Annotated in this window: 16 protein-coding genes and 2 pseudogenes; 5 read left to right on the top strand and 13 right to left on the bottom strand. The window is 61.3% G+C overall.

What is annotated here, in order from left to right:
- From ABH939_RS29960 to ABH939_RS29940, 5 genes and pseudogenes are all read right to left on the bottom strand, one after another.
- A pseudogene (locus tag ABH939_RS29960) lies at window positions 1-458 on the bottom strand (transposase); the annotation flags it as partial.
- Between the two features lie 114 nt (window positions 459-572).
- Window positions 573-1,277 (bottom strand): annotated as a pseudogene (locus tag ABH939_RS29955) (HNH endonuclease family protein); the annotation flags it as partial.
- Window positions 1,278-1,562: 285 nt separating this feature from the next.
- Entirely contained in the window at window positions 1,563-1,901 is a 339-nt protein-coding gene (locus ABH939_RS29950; protein WP_230691590.1) for a hypothetical protein, read from the bottom strand.
- A 78-nt stretch (window positions 1,902-1,979) separates the two neighbouring features.
- On the bottom strand, window positions 1,980-2,345 hold the full coding sequence (locus tag ABH939_RS29945) for a pyridoxamine 5'-phosphate oxidase family protein (RefSeq protein WP_047269305.1): 366 nt from the start codon (window positions 2,343-2,345) through the stop codon (window positions 1,980-1,982).
- Window positions 2,346-2,457: 112 nt separating this feature from the next.
- The gene (locus ABH939_RS29940) at window positions 2,458-2,826 is read right to left on the bottom strand and encodes a hypothetical protein (RefSeq protein WP_020906454.1); all 369 of its coding nucleotides are present in this window, start codon (window positions 2,824-2,826) and stop codon (window positions 2,458-2,460) included.
- 704 nt (window positions 2,827-3,530) lie between these two features.
- Here ABH939_RS29940 and ABH939_RS29935 point away from each other — a divergent pair.
- Window positions 3,531-4,001: a hypothetical protein gene (locus tag ABH939_RS29935; RefSeq protein WP_003945723.1), complete on the top strand. Its 471-nt coding sequence runs from the start codon at window positions 3,531-3,533 to the stop codon at window positions 3,999-4,001.
- Window positions 4,002-4,008: 7 nt separating this feature from the next.
- On the opposite strand, the gene ABH939_RS29930 is transcribed toward ABH939_RS29935, so the two are convergent.
- The 3 genes from ABH939_RS29930 to ABH939_RS29920 all read right to left on the bottom strand — a co-directional run bounded on the left by ABH939_RS29930 (window position 4,009) and on the right by ABH939_RS29920 (window position 7,216).
- Window positions 4,009-4,932: a DUF2797 domain-containing protein gene (locus ABH939_RS29930; protein ID WP_054187969.1), complete on the bottom strand. Its 924-nt coding sequence runs from the start codon at window positions 4,930-4,932 to the stop codon at window positions 4,009-4,011.
- Window positions 4,933-4,997: 65 nt separating this feature from the next.
- Window positions 4,998-5,654: a DUF305 domain-containing protein gene (locus ABH939_RS29925; protein WP_007734614.1), complete on the bottom strand. Its 657-nt coding sequence runs from the start codon at window positions 5,652-5,654 to the stop codon at window positions 4,998-5,000.
- Window positions 5,651-7,216: an LVIVD repeat-containing protein gene (locus ABH939_RS29920; RefSeq protein WP_003945495.1), complete on the bottom strand. Its 1,566-nt coding sequence runs from the start codon at window positions 7,214-7,216 to the stop codon at window positions 5,651-5,653. The genes ABH939_RS29925 and ABH939_RS29920 overlap by 4 nt, the downstream gene beginning before the upstream one ends.
- 178 nt (window positions 7,217-7,394) lie before the next feature.
- Here ABH939_RS29920 and ABH939_RS29915 point away from each other — a divergent pair, with 178 nt between their 5' ends.
- Together ABH939_RS29915 and ABH939_RS29910 are read left to right on the top strand one after the other, a co-directional pair.
- A complete protein-coding gene (locus ABH939_RS29915; RefSeq protein WP_223304676.1) occupies window positions 7,395-7,982 on the top strand; it encodes a TetR/AcrR family transcriptional regulator in 588 nt (195 codons plus the stop codon).
- A gap of 45 nt (window positions 7,983-8,027) precedes the next feature.
- Window positions 8,028-9,164, top strand: a complete 1,137-nt coding sequence (locus tag ABH939_RS29910) for a GIY-YIG nuclease family protein (protein ID WP_054800699.1) — start codon at window positions 8,028-8,030, stop codon at window positions 9,162-9,164.
- A gap of 80 nt (window positions 9,165-9,244) precedes the next feature.
- Here ABH939_RS29910 and ABH939_RS29905 read toward each other — a convergent pair whose 3' ends face one another.
- From ABH939_RS29905 to ABH939_RS29890, 4 genes are all read right to left on the bottom strand, one after another.
- The gene (locus ABH939_RS29905; protein ID WP_404650601.1) at window positions 9,245-10,462 is read right to left on the bottom strand and encodes a Dyp-type peroxidase; all 1,218 of its coding nucleotides are present in this window, start codon (window positions 10,460-10,462) and stop codon (window positions 9,245-9,247) included.
- Window positions 10,455-10,955 (bottom strand): copper chaperone PCu(A)C, encoded by a 501-nt coding sequence (locus tag ABH939_RS29900; protein WP_003945769.1) that lies wholly within the window; start codon window positions 10,953-10,955, stop codon window positions 10,455-10,457. The genes ABH939_RS29905 and ABH939_RS29900 overlap by 8 nt, the downstream gene beginning before the upstream one ends.
- 25 nt (window positions 10,956-10,980) lie before the next feature.
- Complete coding sequence (locus ABH939_RS29895; protein WP_404650600.1) at window positions 10,981-12,411, bottom strand: PepSY-associated TM helix domain-containing protein; 1,431 nt, start codon at window positions 12,409-12,411, stop codon at window positions 10,981-10,983.
- Window positions 12,412-12,519: 108 nt separating this feature from the next.
- Window positions 12,520-13,050: a hypothetical protein gene (locus tag ABH939_RS29890; RefSeq protein WP_270008422.1), complete on the bottom strand. Its 531-nt coding sequence runs from the start codon at window positions 13,048-13,050 to the stop codon at window positions 12,520-12,522.
- A gap of 220 nt (window positions 13,051-13,270) precedes the next feature.
- Here ABH939_RS29890 and ABH939_RS29885 point away from each other — a divergent pair, with 220 nt between their 5' ends.
- Together ABH939_RS29885 and ABH939_RS29880 are read left to right on the top strand one after the other, a co-directional pair.
- Entirely contained in the window at window positions 13,271-13,978 is a 708-nt protein-coding gene (locus ABH939_RS29885; RefSeq protein ID WP_064112938.1) for a hypothetical protein, read from the top strand.
- A 309-nt stretch (window positions 13,979-14,287) separates the two neighbouring features.
- Entirely contained in the window at window positions 14,288-15,454 is a 1,167-nt protein-coding gene (locus ABH939_RS29880) for a MinD/ParA family protein (protein WP_003945525.1), read from the top strand.
- A gap of 40 nt (window positions 15,455-15,494) precedes the next feature.
- On the opposite strand, the gene ABH939_RS29875 is transcribed toward ABH939_RS29880, so the two are convergent.
- On the bottom strand, window positions 15,495-16,529 hold the full coding sequence (locus ABH939_RS29875; protein ID WP_404650599.1) for a hypothetical protein: 1,035 nt from the start codon (window positions 16,527-16,529) through the stop codon (window positions 15,495-15,497).
- Window positions 16,530-16,599: the final 70 nt, after the last annotated feature.

Here is a 16,599-nt window from a genome sequence, read left to right as displayed (position 1 = left end):
GCTTTTGGTGGCGTAGTAGCTGCTCGGAGGTATCTGCAAGGCCTTGCAGATACGCTCGACCCCAAGCCTCCGACCCGCGATGACATCGCCGCGATTGGCATCGATGAACGCGGTCATCTCTTGTGCTGGCGGCCCTGCTCCGCCCCGAAGAAAGACGCCGCACGCTTCAATATCTCGTTGGCGCGCTGCAGTTCTCGGATTTCCTGCTCGAGTTGCTTGATCCGATCGGCCTCGGCGGTGCTCACTCCCACAGTCAGACCGTCATCGATATCGGCCTGCTTGACCCACGACCTGACGGACTCGACCCCGTAACCCAACTGCGAGGCAACCCGCGCTGTCGTCCCATGCTCGGTCCCCAGCTCGGCCCGCAACGCCCGGACCATCCGCACCGCACCGGCCTTCTCCTCCGGCGAATACCGCCGCATCGTCGGCCTCCCTGACACCCGTTCATTCGGCATGCTTCCATCCTCGTTTCCAAGGCCAGAAGTCTCCACCGAACCCAGAGCGATTCACAATCGGCACATAAGAACACACCCCAGCAAGCATCGGAATCTACGCGGAACTGTGAATCAACACGCGGACAATACGGCAGACATCGCATCCTTCTCTGCTTGAGTCACCCACAGGCGGTAGACCGACTTCACCGTGATCTGCTTCGAGACGTAGGTGCATCGGTACGCCTTGTTCGGGGGAAGCCAGGATGCGGCATCGGAATCAGACTTCTTCGCGTTCGTCGGTCCATCCACCGGGATCAGATTTCGGGGATCGTTCGCCAGATTCGTGCGCTCCTGAAGACTCAATTGTTGCGCACCCTTCTGCCACGAATCGCTCAACGCGACCACATGGTCAATCTGAACCGCAGTCGAAGTATCCTGTCCCCGAACAAAATTGATCGTCTTTCCAGTGTAAGGATCAGCCAACGTGCCAGAGAGAACAACACATTGCTTCTTTCCTTCTTTGAAGACCACGTCAGTCAGCCGCGAAGCCAACAGATTATTGCGCGTATCGCACCCGTCATGCCCGAACTCCACATCGACATCATCAGACCATGCCTGACCGAACTGATCTCTGCTGTAACCAGTTTTCGGAGCACGCCCCTTCACCGGAAGCGTCTCCAACAGCGCAACGGAAGAAGCCACATCAACATCGTGCTGACCAGGGCTATCCACAGACAACGATCCTGCTGGGATCACATCCGCCAACGTCGTACTGCAACCGGAAATCGACAACCCGACCAAGGCAGTGACGGCAACCAGGAGGGAACGGGAACGCACCAAGCGACTATGCAACGTGAAACTCCTAAATCATATGCAGTGCAGAGGATCTGCACTCTTATCAACAAAACTCATGAGGATGATTGTCGGGAAATCCCGACATCAGACCAGGTGTGCTACACATCCACCGAACCCAATCAACCGGCCACGTGCGTGATTGAACATGCCATCGTCCCTATCCGTGCGGTCGAACCGGTCGACCGTCACACGAACTGACCATCGTCACTCACATAACTCACACCGTCGACATCGAACAATGGGGGCCTACCAGCAAGGTTTTGAGATATGTCAAAACTGCGTGCAGATAATGCGTGTATCGCAGCCGTTGTGGCCGAATTCGACGGTGACGTCGTCGGTCCAGGCGGTACCGAACAGCGCGCGGTCGTATCCGGTCTTGGGTGCGCGTCCCTTGACGGGGATCTGTGCCAGCAGTTCAATTGCGGCGGACGAAGGAGCCGAGGCTTCGGTCACGACCGTCGTGGTGACACCGGATCCGATTCCCGAACCGAGAGAAGATGTTTCGGGCGCGTCGGCGTTGGAATTGGCGCAACCTCCCAGCACGATCACGGCAGCAATGCCGATGGTGACGCCGGTGATGCCGCGCCTGTGATGTGCCGTGCGTGCCATGTGTGAGAGTCCATTTCTGCGAGAGATGAACTACAAGTATGTCATTCACGACAATTCGGGCCTAACCGGCACTGTCTGTCAGTCTGGTCGAAGAAACCATCGAGTCACCGGGACCGAGACGAGGACCCGCGGACCGTCACGAGTTTCGTCTGCGGCATCCCAGCCGTCGTACTTCTCGCCGAAAAGTCTCAGGAGGTCGACGAATTCGCCGACATCGTGATGAATTGTCGCGAGGCCCTGTGCGACCCATGGGTCGCCAGCGGATCCGTCGACTGCCAACGAGACCCGAGGATCGTCCAGCAGGTTCCGAACCTTACGATTCTGCTCAGCGCTCGGTATCCAGAATGTGTTCTGATGCAGTAAGAACCAGACCGGAGTCGTGTGCGGCGAGCCGTCGCTTCGGAGGGTGGTCAACCACACGCAAGGAGCATCCGCGATAGTCACGGTCCCAGTATCGGCGCCGGCGCGAGGTTCACCAATCGAGTGTTCGGAACGAACAATGCCCGGCCCTCGCCGTTGGCGAGGACCGGGCATTGTCGGGAAGGGAGTGGAAGCGTCAGATCTCGATCTTGGGGGTCTGTTCGCCCAGCTTGTGGCGGGCCAGCGCCAGGTTCGCACGCGCACGGTCCAAAACGAGGTACACGAACAGCGTCGACAGTCCGGGCGTCTCGAGGACGCGAATGAGGTGGTACTGGTTGCTCAGGGTGATCAGGATGTCTTCCAGGGTGTCGGTAATCCCCAAGTTACTCATCGTGCGGAGCTTTGCTCGCACAACCTCGGAGTTGCCGGCGCCGGCGTACTCGAGGCTGAATGACGGGTTGCCGCTCATGCCGAGAACCATTCCGCTGTCGGCGTCGACGACGGCTGCACCGCTGGCACCGTCGATGCGCATCAGTTCGCCGAGGATCTTGTCGATGTTGCTCATTGCTTCTCCTTGGTAGGGCCGAGTCGCGCGGGGCGACTCCAGGTGATGCTTCGGTGGTGAAGTCATCGGTACATTTCGAGGTGGAATCGTTGGTTGCGGCGTCGGGAGTGGGTCGGGCGGCAACTTTTCAGTTTGTGAGATTTGTGGGCTCGTTCCGTTCGGTGCAGATGGGCGGCCATTCGACGACTCGAATTCGTCGATGCGGTCTGCGGGTAGCCAGCTGTCTCCGGCGGGTGCGTTGAGTGGCCGTCTCGTATCCGTCTCGTAGTCCGGGGCCGGCGGCTGGAGTTGCGGATACACCGGTGCGGTCAGCGGTCGCTTGTACGGAATCGGCTGACCACCCGCGTCGGCGACGTTCGCGAACCAGGCGGCGTACCCGGGGTCGCTGCGATCGAGGTTTTGCCCGCGATCGTCGTCTTCCTCGCGGGAACCTCGTCGACGAAAAAGTCCCACTCGTTCCAGCCCCTTATAGACGAACTATTTCCGATCGGAGCGTTCCGGATGAACGCGGCAGACCGGACAATCCCACCCGTAGTTATTTTGCAGTTAAGTCACCGTAGCATGGGTTCGCGAACGGGGCATATAGTCCAATCCCGCAGTCGGGAGGGCGAGGCGCTCGGATTCGGCAGGATGCTCGGGCAATTGGCGCTGACGGGCGATGCCGGTCCGTTCGAATGCCAGTGGCCCTCTGGCATCCTTGAGGGATGAAGAAAACGATCACCGGGTTCATCGGTGCCTGCTCGCTGGTGGCGCTGGTTGCCTGCGGTTCTGACGGAGACAAGCCGACCGAGGTCGGAACACTCACTTCCTCTGCTTCGGCGACCACCACGGCGACGTCGACGACGTCATCCGAGGCTCCGGCGACGTCGTCGGAAATACCTACCGAGACCCCTTCGGTCGACTCGAGTGCTCCGGCTGAGGTCCCGTCCGACCCGAATGTGAGTTCGGCACTGCCACGGACCTACGCGCAGGCGTGCTCCGACGTTCTCCGGTACCTCGACGCCTACCAGCCGGCCATCGACGAGTCCGGAGAGGAAATGGGCATGACGCGTGAATCATTGGCAAACGACATGCTGACCTCCATCCAGGCTTATCCCGAATGGTCGAGCCTGTCTGCCGACGAGCAGGCCGAGGTCACTCGCGGATTCGCCGCAGCGACTGCGGGAAGTTGCTGACCTACTTTCAGAACAACGATTCCTGAATCGCCACGCCAGGGGACTCGAACTCGCCGACGGTGATGGTTCGACCGACCAGTCCGGACACGTCCGCGACAAAGCGTGGCGATTCAGAGTCGGGGTCGATCCGCAGCGAGGCGATCGAACCGGCAAGGCCCTCCAAATACAAGGAATGTTCGCCGGACTCGAAAGTGTGCGGGTACGCGATCAACGGTGCCGCATCGAAGACCATGTCAGCGCACGCCGGCGCCGTCCATTCTTCGGGAGCCTCCAGGATCTCGATTCCGTCGATGTCCGATCCGATGTCATTCAGCTCGTCTTTGATCGACGATACGAAGTGGTGCAACGACTTTCGTAGTTTCTCTCGATCCAAGGGCCCTGTCAACGCTTCGATTTTCCGAGACGTACGTATTGCCTGGCTCAAGTGGAAGTGCTCCGAAACTCGGGCTTCGAGGGCGCGAATGCTGTAACCGTCCGTCGACCGCGCTACGAACAATGCGCAGACTGCCCCTTGTTCGGCGACTCGCGGATGCTTGCGGAACTCGGAAGCCGTCCCCACCTTCATCTGGCCGCCGGCGAATACGTCGACGTAGAGCCATTGTGGTTGTGCGAGGTAGGTACGCACATTCGGATGAATGTGCGCGCCGCTGACGTGTGCCTGATGAACCGTGGTGAACCCCTCACGATTTCGGCATCGGTCGCATTGGCGTCCTGCGGTGACCGTCGCCCCGCGGTCGCACGGCGAGTGTCCTGGACCTTCGGCGGTGAGATCTCGCCAGCCGAGGCAGCGGCGGCCCTTCGTCTCGTCGACGGAGAATCGCAGCACCGAGTCGTGAGTGAAGAAGGTCGTAGCGGAAGTGGTGTCGTCGACGCATCGGATCCGCGGTGCTGTCGGGTTCGACCAATCGATTCCGCGAACGAGCAGGGTCATGATGAAGTGTCGATTCCTTCTGTAGTTCGCAGGTCGACACCTATGGTAGTCACTGCACATGCGGGTCAGTGCAGTGGTTGTGCCCCACGTTGTTCGAGCATCAGCGTCATCAGCCCGGATTCCTGACTCTGGGTGTTGATCATGTCGCGGGCGGACTGTTTCACCGGCCCGCTCTCGAGCAGGGCATCGGCGGCCTGCGCCATGGCGATCCCGCCACGGTGGTGGCGTTCCATCAGTTGAAGGAAAAGGACCTCGGCGTCGAGCCCGCGAGCGCTGCTCAGTTTCTCGAGTTCTTCGGTCGTAGCCATACCAGGCATGGAGTCGGTCTCGGTGTCCAGCGTTGCCGGGTGATGACGAGAGTCACCCGCGCCGCTCGGCGACGCCTCCATCCACGCCATCGGCGTTCTACTGTTCGGCGGGACACCGGCCAACCTCAGCCAACCGAGCATGACACCGATTTCCGTTCGTTGAACATCGTCGATCTGCTGGGCCAGTCTCGTCACCGCCGGGTCCACATCGGGACTCAGACGCGCGAGAATGAAGAGGGCCTGTTGATGGTGGGCCGCCATGTCGTGCACGAATCCGATTTCGGTTTCGCTCAGAACAGCTCTCTGCGTGTGGTTCTCGGGTGCGAACAGCGGACGTAGTGCTGCGCCGAGTACGAGCAGCATCAGTGCTGCAGCCACGAGTGCGACGGCTTTGACCGCTCGCGGTGCCGTCATGATCCCACGGTCGTCTTCTGGTCAGCCGGTGGTGTGTAGACACCGTTTTCGAGTTGCATGGCAACAAAGCCGTTGTCGGCGCACGTCGCCCACAACGTGGTCCCGCGCCATTCGGGCGGGGAGAAGCACCAATCGGTCGAGATGTCGCCGAGAGCGACCATGCCCGACCGCGAACTCAGTGCTTGGCCGGGGTCGAACTGGCCCTGCGCGATCGACTGCGCGATTGCCGGGGTGCTGAGAACGGGTACCCCGATGAGCGACGCGAGAGCGTGTGGCGAGTTGGCGAGTTCGAGATTGCCGCCGGTCCGAGCAGGTGGGTTGAAGTACGCAATTTCGTGGACGTCGAAGGGATCTCGAACATCGAAGACCCGAATCCCGCTCGAGATCCATCCACATGCCAGCGCCGTCGGGTCGACCGGGCGATCTGCCGAACAGTAGTGAGATTCGTACGCGAACAGCGATCCGCCGGCAGCAGACGCCAGCGCAGCGTCTTGATTCTCCGGCAGATTGATTTCGAGCTTCACTGAATTGACGACCGACGGTTCGTCGTCATCGGAGACGTCGATCAATTTGACTCCGCCGGAACCACCTTCGTCGACGGTGAACAGGTACGGCGAACCGTCGTAGGTGACCGGAATGCTGTGTTGGGTGGCCCACCCGTCGGTCCACGAGAGCTGGGACAGTTGGCGCACCCGAGGATTCGGGACGCGGCGCTGAACCTCACTGATGTCGAGGACATGTATTCCGCCGAGATTGTTCGACAAGTACATGCGATTTCCGTCGGGACTGATTCCGAAGCCGTGCGTCGACAACCCGATGAGGTCCTGCCAGACGACGCGTGGGTTGGCGGGATCGGTGAGATCGACGGCGCTCACCACGCCGGGAGCGGTGCCGGAAGACCAGTAGGTGTTCCCGTCCGGTGAAAATCCTCCCTCGTGATTGGTGATGGGCAGCAGCATCCCCAGATCGGTTCCTGGTCCGGGGTTGAGTAGTTTCGGGTGCGCGCAATCGGAGATGTCGTAGACCGACATCAGGCCGACGCCGGTCAAGAGCGGAACGCCCGTGCCCACCAGCAGCTTTCGCGCGGTGTTGACCTTGAGGCTCTCCCACGTTCCGGCCAGCATCGCGGGTTCGGTCAGCGTGGCGGTGAGAGCAGGATTGGCAGGATCCGATACGTCGAGAACTTGGACGCCCTGGGCGGGGCCCAGGAGGTTCCCGGGGAAGAAACTGCCGACGTACGAGCAGTGTTCGAAGTTGGTGGACGTGATCCCGCCGCCGCGACCCGAGTAGCCGCCGATCTGAGACATGTTGCAGCTGTAGCCGTCTCGGCTGCGTCCGCTGTTTCGGTCCTCGGCCGGAACATCACCCTGCAACCCGGTCTCGGGCATCGATCCCGGGCCGCATTCGGCGCGGCTTGCGGCGGTGGAAGCGACACCCGGGTTCTCGTGGATCGAGCCCGGGGCAGTGGCGGGCTCAGCCGACGCGACGCACACGGGAAGGACGGTGATCAAGGCGACGAGTGCGATGGCAGATCTGGTTCTGATGGTCGTGAACGATTTCATCGAGTCCAACTCCCGGTGCGGGATTGCCTTTCGTATCTCACGGGCAGACGTATCTCACGGACAGGCAGCACGGAGGGCAGGCGCGTGTTCGAGCGCTCACGACGATCGGGTCGGGGTGTGAACCGGTGTCGGGCCGCAACCAACCGGACAATGCTGTCCGGTTGGTATCGTAGTGTGCGTGACATCGTCTGGCCGCGTCAATAGCGGATCTCTCAACAGAGGGCCGAGAGATGCGGCGCGCAATCGTGCGGCACTCGTCTCAGCAGCTCGTGAGGTGTTCGCCACTCAGGGTTTTGCTGCTCCGCTCAGCCTGATCGCCCGCACGGCCGGCGTCGGTCAGGGCAGCCTCTACCGGCACTTTCCCACTCGCGAAAGCCTCGCACTCGCGGTGTTCGACGAGAACATCGTCGAGCTGCAAGATATGGCTGCCGATCCGGATTCGACTCTCGACGATCTTTTTCGATTGTTGGTAGACCAGATCACCACCTCCATCGTGTTCGTGGAGGTCATCAAGCCCGTCTCCTTCGGCGACTCACGACTGAATTCGGCAGGCACCCGCCTGACCGATCTCCTCGAAGGACGCCTCGAGGAGGCGCGTCGAGCTGGGAAGATACGCGAGTCCGTGACTGCTGAGGACGTGATTCTGGCGATCGCGATGTTCGCCGCGATCATGGAACGGACTGCCGAGAGCTCGCGAAAAGAAGTCGCGCACTCGGCCTGGAACCTACTTGTGCAGGGACTGGCCGGGCCGGCAGCGGCGGGCTGAGTCGCGTTCGCCTCGCGCCTCGAGGTGATCGCCTAGGCTCGTGGCATGGCTATTGTCTGGACAGTTCCTCGCGCTATCGGCTCCACCTTGCTCGTTGCTCCGTTGATCAAGGAGTTCCTTGTCGAGGGTGACGGCACCCTCGATGCAAAACTGACTGCGGTCGGTACGGTCTCTGCCTCTCTCGAGAAGCAAGTCGGCCGCACGTTCACCTCGATCAGCGCTGCTTCGGCGGCAATCTTTTCCGGTGCTGCCGGTTCCACCAGCGTGCCAGACGCACTACGTCTGGCCGTGATGCGCACTCTGTCCACCGAGGTCGTCGTCAGGAAGCCCGCTCCGCAGCCGTTCTCCGAGAAGGTCGGGAAGAGGCTGGGGCAGTATGTCTTTGCTTTGCGTGACCCGCGTAACGACCAGGTGTTCCATGTCGGGCACGGCACGGGAAATCAAGTATTCGCGCCGGTATTCGAAGCGCTCGGTGAACTCGCGAACCTCGAAGGAGCGGACGCTCCGGCCGAGTCGAATGGTGCTGTGACGGCAGCCAAGATCGCTCGGATCCGCGAGATCTACGACGCAGGTTCGGCGGTGGAGCACTTCGTACTCCTCCGCTCGGTCTCTGCCGCCACGGATTCGGCCGCCACTACCGACGAGGTCGTCCGCGGCATCGTGGAAGCCTTGCGGATCACCGACGCGGGAGAGGGTCTGACCAATCTCGCAGGCGATACCTCGGACAAGGACGCCCGAGCGACCCGCGTCGAGGAACTCGCATTGCGCTACTCGGCTGATCCCGCGCCGGAACTCCCGACGCCGAGCATCGTCCTCCACGTACCGGCCTCCGCCCGTCCGGGAGCAACGCCGGAAGAGATCTACGAACTCGCGCGCGCCGAGTGGTCTGCCGGTGCGGCTGTTCGTGCCGAGATCGGAATTCCCGTTCTGGTGTTTGCCGACAGCATCATTCGTGGTGCCTTCCGTGCTCAGTCATGGGAGGTGTCCACCCGCAATGCCGACGGAAGCCAACTGTGGCGGTTCAACGGAACCGTCGACGACGAGCTTGCTGCCAAGTACGTCGGAACCGAGGTCACCCCACACAACGTCGGACTGAAGAAGTGGCCCGTCAGTGGTTGGGTCACGAGGTTGACTACCGCCCGTCCAGGTGCGGTCATGCCGGGACCTCGTAAGTCCAAGTAACGCAACAACTTCAGGTAGAAGGAATTGTGGGGGCGGGATCCGTTCGGATCCAGCCCCCACAATATCGTTGCCCGGGGTTGTCAGCCGAGCAATCCGCTTCCCAGATAGTCGTTCTCGGTGCATCCCGGCGGAATGAGATACACCGCAGAACCGATCGGCGTCGTCCACTCGTTGAGTGCGTCGAAGTCACTCAATCGCTGTTGGACCGGTAGATATTGCTCGGCGATGTCCCGTTTGAATGCTGCGAAGATCAATCCCGAATTCGAGGTCTGCCCGCTCTCGGGTGCGTCGTCGTAGTTGTATGCCCGACGGAAGAACTGCTCCTTCTCATGCGTCTGGTGGGCTCGCGCGATGTGTGATCCTGGCGGGATCACCGGAATCCCGAACTTGTCCGTGAGTGTGAAATCCGCTTCGTCGAATTCGTTGGTTCCGTTGAGCGGAGCGCCATTGGACAACGTGCGCCCCATCGTGAGTTCGCGCCCCGAACGGTCGAGTTCGTCCCAGGTATCCATTTCCATGCGAATGCGTCGCAGTACCAACGAGGTTCCGCCCGCCAGCCACGGTTGACCGGCGCCGTCGTGCCAGATCAGTGAATCGAAATCCACTGTTCCCGGAGCAGGATTGACCGTCCCGTCCACTTGGCCCATGAGATTGCGCATCGTGGTTCCCTCGGGCGTGGTGCCGCGAGCGTTGCGGAATCCCTTTTGTGTCCACCGGATTGTCGTCAGTGATCGGACGTTCTTGGTCAGAACTCGCACAGCATGAGCAATGGTCACCGGATCGTCGCCACAAATCTGCAGCAACAGGTCCGACCCGCCCCATCGGTCGTCAAGTCGGTCGATCTCGTAGCTCGGCAACGGCTCGAACCAGTCCGGTTGACGTGCTTGCAATCCCAGCTTGGTGAACAGGCCAGGACCGTAGCCGACGGTCACCGTCAAGCGGGCCGGATCCACGGCCAGTTCCCGTTCGGTATCCGCCAACGCCGGGTTACCGGCGGTCAGCCGTGACGCATCCTCGGACCACATCTTCATGATCCCGACGACCACAGCTCGATCGGCTCCAGGCAATAGGTCGAACCCGATGAACGTGCCGTGCGCTTGCGGAGTGGTGGCGATCCCAGCTTGGTGGACGCCGTAGAACGGTTCCACCAGCTTGCCTGCTTGCTGCTCGTGTTCGCTGCGCTCCACCACTGTGGTTGCGCCCCAAGTTATTCCCGCGACGCCGAGCGCGGCGGCGCCTCCTCCGAGAAGGCGCCGCCGGCTGAGTGCTCGGCTGGGCGGGTTCGTGTTCTCAGCCACCGTGATTCGGGTCGTAGTTCTCCTGATTACCGGAGAAGTCGCGAATCTGGGCTGTGAACGTCGTGCTGGAACCGTCGTCGTAGATCAAGGTGAGGTCGGTTTCTGCGCCCGGGAGCAGCGGCGCGGACAGGTCCATGAACATGAGGTGGTCACCGCCCGGGGTGAGGGAGGCGGACCCGTTGGCAGGGACCAGGAAACCGCCGTCCTTGGGACGCATCGTCATCGTTCCGCCGTCGCCGGTCACGACTTCGTGCAGTTCGAGTCGAGACGACGCGGGGCTGGTGGCCGAGACCACGCGTACGTCCTTGTCACTGGAGTTGACGAGTTCGGCGAACGCCGCGCTCATTCCTTCCGGCGCGGCCTTGACCCATTGATCCTGAACTGTGATGGATTGTGCAGCTTCGGTTTCCTTGTCGGAGTTGGAAGAACAGCCGGTCAGGGCGAGAGCTGCGGACAGTGCAACAGCTGCGAATATCTTTGTGCGAACAGTCATGTGTGTCTCCGTAATTCGTGAAGTGTCAGGTGGTGGCACGGCGTTTGAACGCCGCAAGGCACAGGTCGATCAGCAGGAATGCGAGAAGGCTGATGCCGAGTAGCGGAACGAACCAGCCGACCAACGCCGTGATCGCGACGAGAGCAACGAGGCCGACCGGGGAGAGGTTGCGGATTCCGCCGCGGGCAGGAACCCGGCCGACTGCCCAGTCGGGGCCACGAGTGGGGCGTCGGCGCCACCACATGATGTAGCCCCGAATGACCACGCTGACCAGTGCGAGTGCCAGTGCGGCGAGTGCGATCTGGTTGGCAAGACCGAACAGCAGGCCCATGTGGAGTTGGATTCCCCAGGCCGAAAGTTTGGCTGCGAGTGGCCAATCCGAGAACCACAACTCGTCGGTGACCTTTTGCGTCGCTCCGTCGATTGCGATGGTGTTGTTGCTGTACACCCAGGGCTGACGTGTCTGGGCGACGGTGAACGCCGTCTCGGCGTTCGCGGGTATCGATACTTCGACAGGACCGGTGATCCCGTTGTACCTGGCGATACCGAGGACGGTGTCGACGCGTCCGACGTTGGTGTCCGTCAGCGTGCCGGTGGCGGCGGGGGCCATGTCGTGACCCTCGTGCCCGCCTGTCGCCGGAGGGGGAGCGTCGCCGAGAGTTTTCACAACTGAGGGCGTCGTCCAACTCAACGCGGTTCTCAGATTGCTGACGTTCTCTCCGGCGTAGGTCGACCACGTGAGGCCGGTCGCCGAGAGGAAGACCAATGCAACTGCTATCCAGATGCCGACGACACCGTGCCAGTTCAGGGTCCGGCTTCGTCCGGTGGATGCTCGGTCGATCGTGAGCAGTCGAGCGTTCCGGGCGGTGCGGTATCGACGGAACCAGAGGTAGACACCGCCGAGTGCGACCACCCACATCCACGACGCGGCCAATTCGCTGTAGAGGCGGCCGGGTTCGCCCAGATGAAGGTGGCGATGCAGTTGGGAGATCCAGGTTCGCAGTGGCAGCGAACCACTGCTTCCGTAGACCGCCAACTCGCCGACCGGCTGTGCGAGCACCGGATCGACGAAGACGGCGAGCCTCTCCGATTCGCCCAGTGACGGATCGGTGAACAGGACTCGGGTGGTTTCGCCGGCAGCAGGGGACGGACGTACTGCCGAGACCGTCAAGTCGGGGCGGTACTGCTGAGCGGAACGGATCTGGTCGTTCAGTGACGCGATCTGTCCGGTGGTGTCGGTCTGGAGGTAGTCGCTGTAAACGAACTTCTCGATGGTGGGTGCCATCGCGTAGAGGCCACCGCTCAAAGCGGCGATGAGGATGAACGGTCCGATCAGGACGCCGGCGTAGAAGTGCAGACGCAGGATCAGTGGTCTGGCGCCGCCAACCTGCTTCTTCGGGGGAGAACTGTCGTTGGACGCGCGCGTCTGTGCGCGCTCCAATTCGGGTGCGGACATGCGTGTACTCGATCCCGCTGTGCGCCTTTGTTAACCGCGGGCGGTTAATAAAGGCGCACAGCAAAGTGGCGCACGTAATCACGTGCGTGAAAGGAAAGGGGAGGTGAGTTACACGAATGCCGGTGGGCCGCGAGTGCCCAGGCCTGAGGTGAGAAGTTGACGTAGAACAACTTTGGCGCGGTATCGAGTACGTGCAGCGAACGGTGACGGTTCAGCTGCCCACGGGCGCAATAGAACGGCGACGATTGCCGCTACCGTCGATGCGGCCACGACGTATCCGCGTTCTGCGCCGCGGATCAGCACTGCGCACACTCCCACGGCAGCGATGTGTGCCGCGAGCATCGGAAGGGACAGGAGCAGGCCGTGTTGATGATCCGAAGCGATGGTCAACGTCGCGTGACCGATGGCCTGGCCCGCAGCGAGCATGAGGGCGAGCAAGAGCGCGGGGGAGCGACGGGTGTCGATGGACGTGACCACCGCGCCGACGCTCGCGCAGGCGAAGATCAGCAACACGACAGCGCTTTCGGACGGGGCCATGCCGCCACCACCGAGCGCGTGGGCTGCGACGGAAACCGCGCCGGAGGTGCCGCCCACGAAAGCACCGCGCAGCTGCGCGACATCTTTCGGACCCGGCGTCATACGCGAAAGGATACAGGCGCCTACTACCGGGCTTAGTAGGTGATCGGTCGGGATCGTTTCGGTGGCCGACCGACGAACGCGTTAGGTGGGGGATTTGTCCGATTCGCCAAACTTTGCCGAGGACCGGGTGAAACAAACGTGACGGTCATTTTCCGGTGCCAGACTTGGCTCTGGTCGCCGGCAACGGGTCGACGGCAGGGCAAACACATAGGAGAGTTTCATGAGGCGTCGATTCTTTGCGATATTCGCCCTGATGGGTGCGTTCGGTCTCTTCCTGTCTTCGGTGGCCTCGGCGGACCCGGTCACACGCTCCGTGTCGGGCACCCTTGTCAACTCGTGTAGCGATACTGGCGATCCGGTCGGGATATGGATGGTCGTATGGGATGGCTCGACGCAGATATCCTCGGCCACTGTCGGGGTGGGTGGCGGATACACGATCACGAACGTTCCTCCGGGCAATTACACGGTCAGTCCATACTCGCCGGCTGGATGCGGATCCGTACCCGACAGGACGGCGGTAGATCTGACGACGTCCGACGCGACCGGGATCGACTTCGAGTTGGTGAAGGTGTTCAGCATCGTCGGAACTGTCACTGGGTGTCCGGGTGCTGACGGGGTCGGCGCGTCTGACGTGACGTTGAATCTCCTCGATGCCGGCACGCAAATCGCGACGACAACGACGGATGATTCCGGTGACTACTTCTTTCAGTACAAGCCGGCCAAGGACGGCTATTCCGTAGAAGTGGTTCCCGGCAGCGGATGCGGTGCCGATCCAGCAGTAATTCCGGTGAATCTGAGCACGAATGACGTCACCGGTGTCGACTTCGCGCTCACTGCCGACGGCTGCGATACGGGCAGTTCGTTCGGAAGTGTGGATCTGTCGACGATTTTCGGAAGTCTCGGCAGTTCGGAATTCTGCAGCAGCTGAACACTTGTCCATGAAGGGAGGGCGATCGCCGAGGCGATCGCCCTCCCTTTTCTCGTTTGTTACCAAGGGATTTGCCCTGACATTGCGGAAGGCTGTTTCTAGCGGCAGATGAAGATATCTGTGCCGCATATCGTTACGACGTTCGTATTTGCTGAGATCGGCACAAGCTTGGGGACCAAAGTCATCGAAGTGCGGGTGTAACGGTCTGTTGTGCCACGACGGTATTGAGCAGAGAACGGCAAGCCCGCCAGAGTGATAGCGTCCGAGAGGCTATGTCCGAAATGATTCCGAACTCGACCTAGGAAAACGGTGCGCAGCGATAACAACGGTTCGAATAACGGAGTCCTGGGGAACAACTCCGGAACGACTCAGGGCGACGGCCATTTCGACGCGTCCGACGACGGCTATGCAACGTCGATTCGAACCGTCACCTTCACACCACAATTCGACGAGCCTGCAGCAAAACCGTTGCCCAGTCAGCGGATGCGCCAGCAACGTCGTGAAGAGCCGACCGATTTCCGGACCTCGACGCCCAGGCCTATGACCTCCGTCGACGACCTGGACATCATCAAGCGGGCGAAGCGTCCACCCGAACGCGGTTTGGGCAGTGTGTTGTTCAAACTCACCGGGGGCCGGATCAACACTGGGCAGTCGGCTGCCGAACTCGAACACCAGGCTCTCGTGCGCCGCGCCAACCGAACGGTGCGCGGCGTGTACAAGATTGCTTTCATCTCACTCAAGGGTGGAGTGGGGAAAACCACGGCGGCCAAAACTGTCGGTTCGACGTTCGCATCGATCCGTGGGGATCGAATCGTAGCCATCGACGCCAATCCCGACCTGGGGACTCTGGCTGATCGCGAACGACGTGAACATCACCTGACCGTTCGTGATCTGTTGGCCGACGGTGACATTCGTACGTACAGCGATGTTCGTTACTACACCTCGCAAGGCGACAGCCGACTCGAAATCCTTGCGAGTGAGGCAGATCCGGAAACTTCGGAGTCGTTCAACGAGCAGGACTACCTCGATACTCTCCGAATTCTCGAGGTGCACTACAACATCGTCATCACCGACTGTGGCACCGGAATCATGCACTCGGCCATGTACGGAATTCTCGACGAAGCAGATGCTTTGGTTGTCGTCAGCCCGACAGCTCAGGATGGTGCCCGTAGTGCTGCAGCAACGCTCAGTTGGCTGACCAAGCACGGATACGCAGATCTGGTGAGCAGGTCGGTCGTGGCGATCAATTCGACGCGGCCGGGTTCGTCTTCGCTCGACCTCGATCAACTCGAGGACGTTTTCGCTCAGCGTGGAGTGCGAGCGGTCAAGACGTTGCCCTACGACGATCACCTGGGCGAAGGCGGTCCGATCGACTTGAAGTTGTTGAACAAGCGCACGGCACGGGCATATCTGGAACTCGTCGCAGCAATTGCCGATGGTTTCCCGGACTCGGTGGGCAAGCACGCTTCTCGATAGAACGTGCTCGCCACCGAATCTGATCAGCAGGCTCCGGCGTTCAAGGGTGCCGAAGTATCGCGCCGTATCCGTCGGCGAGAACGAGGCGTTCGTCGATCTGTACCAACTCGGTGCCGGTCCCGATTGCGATGTAGGGGAGTACGCGATCGGCGGGCCCGATCAACTCTCCACTGGTGACTTCCTTGTCGTCAGGATCGGTGAGCAGCAGCGTCTCGACCTTGCCCTGTTCGAGGGCGTCGAGGACGCGTGCGGTCCCGTCGATGGAGAGGCCGGAGTCCCGGCCCTGCTCCGCGACGTAGCGTTCGGTTTCCACATCCATTCTGCGCAGTCGCTGCGTGTCGATCAGTTCACGAATCGACTTGGACACCTCGGCGGGTGTCGAACCGACTGAACGCGAACCCTTTTCGACGTCCACCACCCGTAGCGTCGACGGCAAAAGCTGTGCAAAAGCTTTGCGGGATTGTACTTCTCCGATGACAACTACCAGCGCGACCTTGTGTTCACGGGCGAGCGCCGCCGCGCGCTCCACAGCCTGAGTCAGGTTCTTCCGGATATTCTCCTCCACGAGGCTTTGGCTGTCGGTGTATCGCTCCTGACCGCCCACGTGTGCCTTGTGGACCGGGAAGCCGTCTCCGTCTACCGTTTCGCCGTACACGTCACGCCCGCGAGCATCGCGCACGCACAGGTCCGCGCCAGTGTGGTCGACCTTGGCGATGAGGAACGGTTCGGTGTCGTATCCATGTGCGATCAGTGGAATCAGGTAGGGCAGTTCGCCCAAGGTCGCGATAGTGGAGCCGGCAGGTTCGAGCAGAATATCGTCGATCAGCACTGCCTCGGAACTGGCGACGATCGCGCGTCCGGCGCGACCTGAGATGCCGTGATGGTTGTCCTTCACCTCGTCCAGTCGTGCGATCAGCGATTCCGATGCTCCCTGTTTCGTGAGTTGATTGCGCATCGAGCGCCATTCGAGTTCGAAGCGCTCGCGCGCATCTTCCCGGTTACGGACGTCTTCGAAGTACACGGAGGCAAACGGGCCGTCACTCGAACCGACCTTCTTCAGCCGCCCAGCATGCATGTCGGCTCCCTTCTGTAGTGGTCCTATGCCGCGTACCCGACAACCGGTGATTCGACACGACCGCTTTCAG

The sequence above is a fragment of the Rhodococcus sp. 27YEA6 genome, assembly GCF_044908235.1.
Lineage (GTDB): Bacteria > Actinomycetota > Actinomycetes > Mycobacteriales > Mycobacteriaceae > Rhodococcus_F > Rhodococcus_F qingshengii.
The sequence above is the reverse complement of the archived record's forward strand: the minus strand, read 5'-3'. Positions and strand labels throughout refer to the sequence as shown.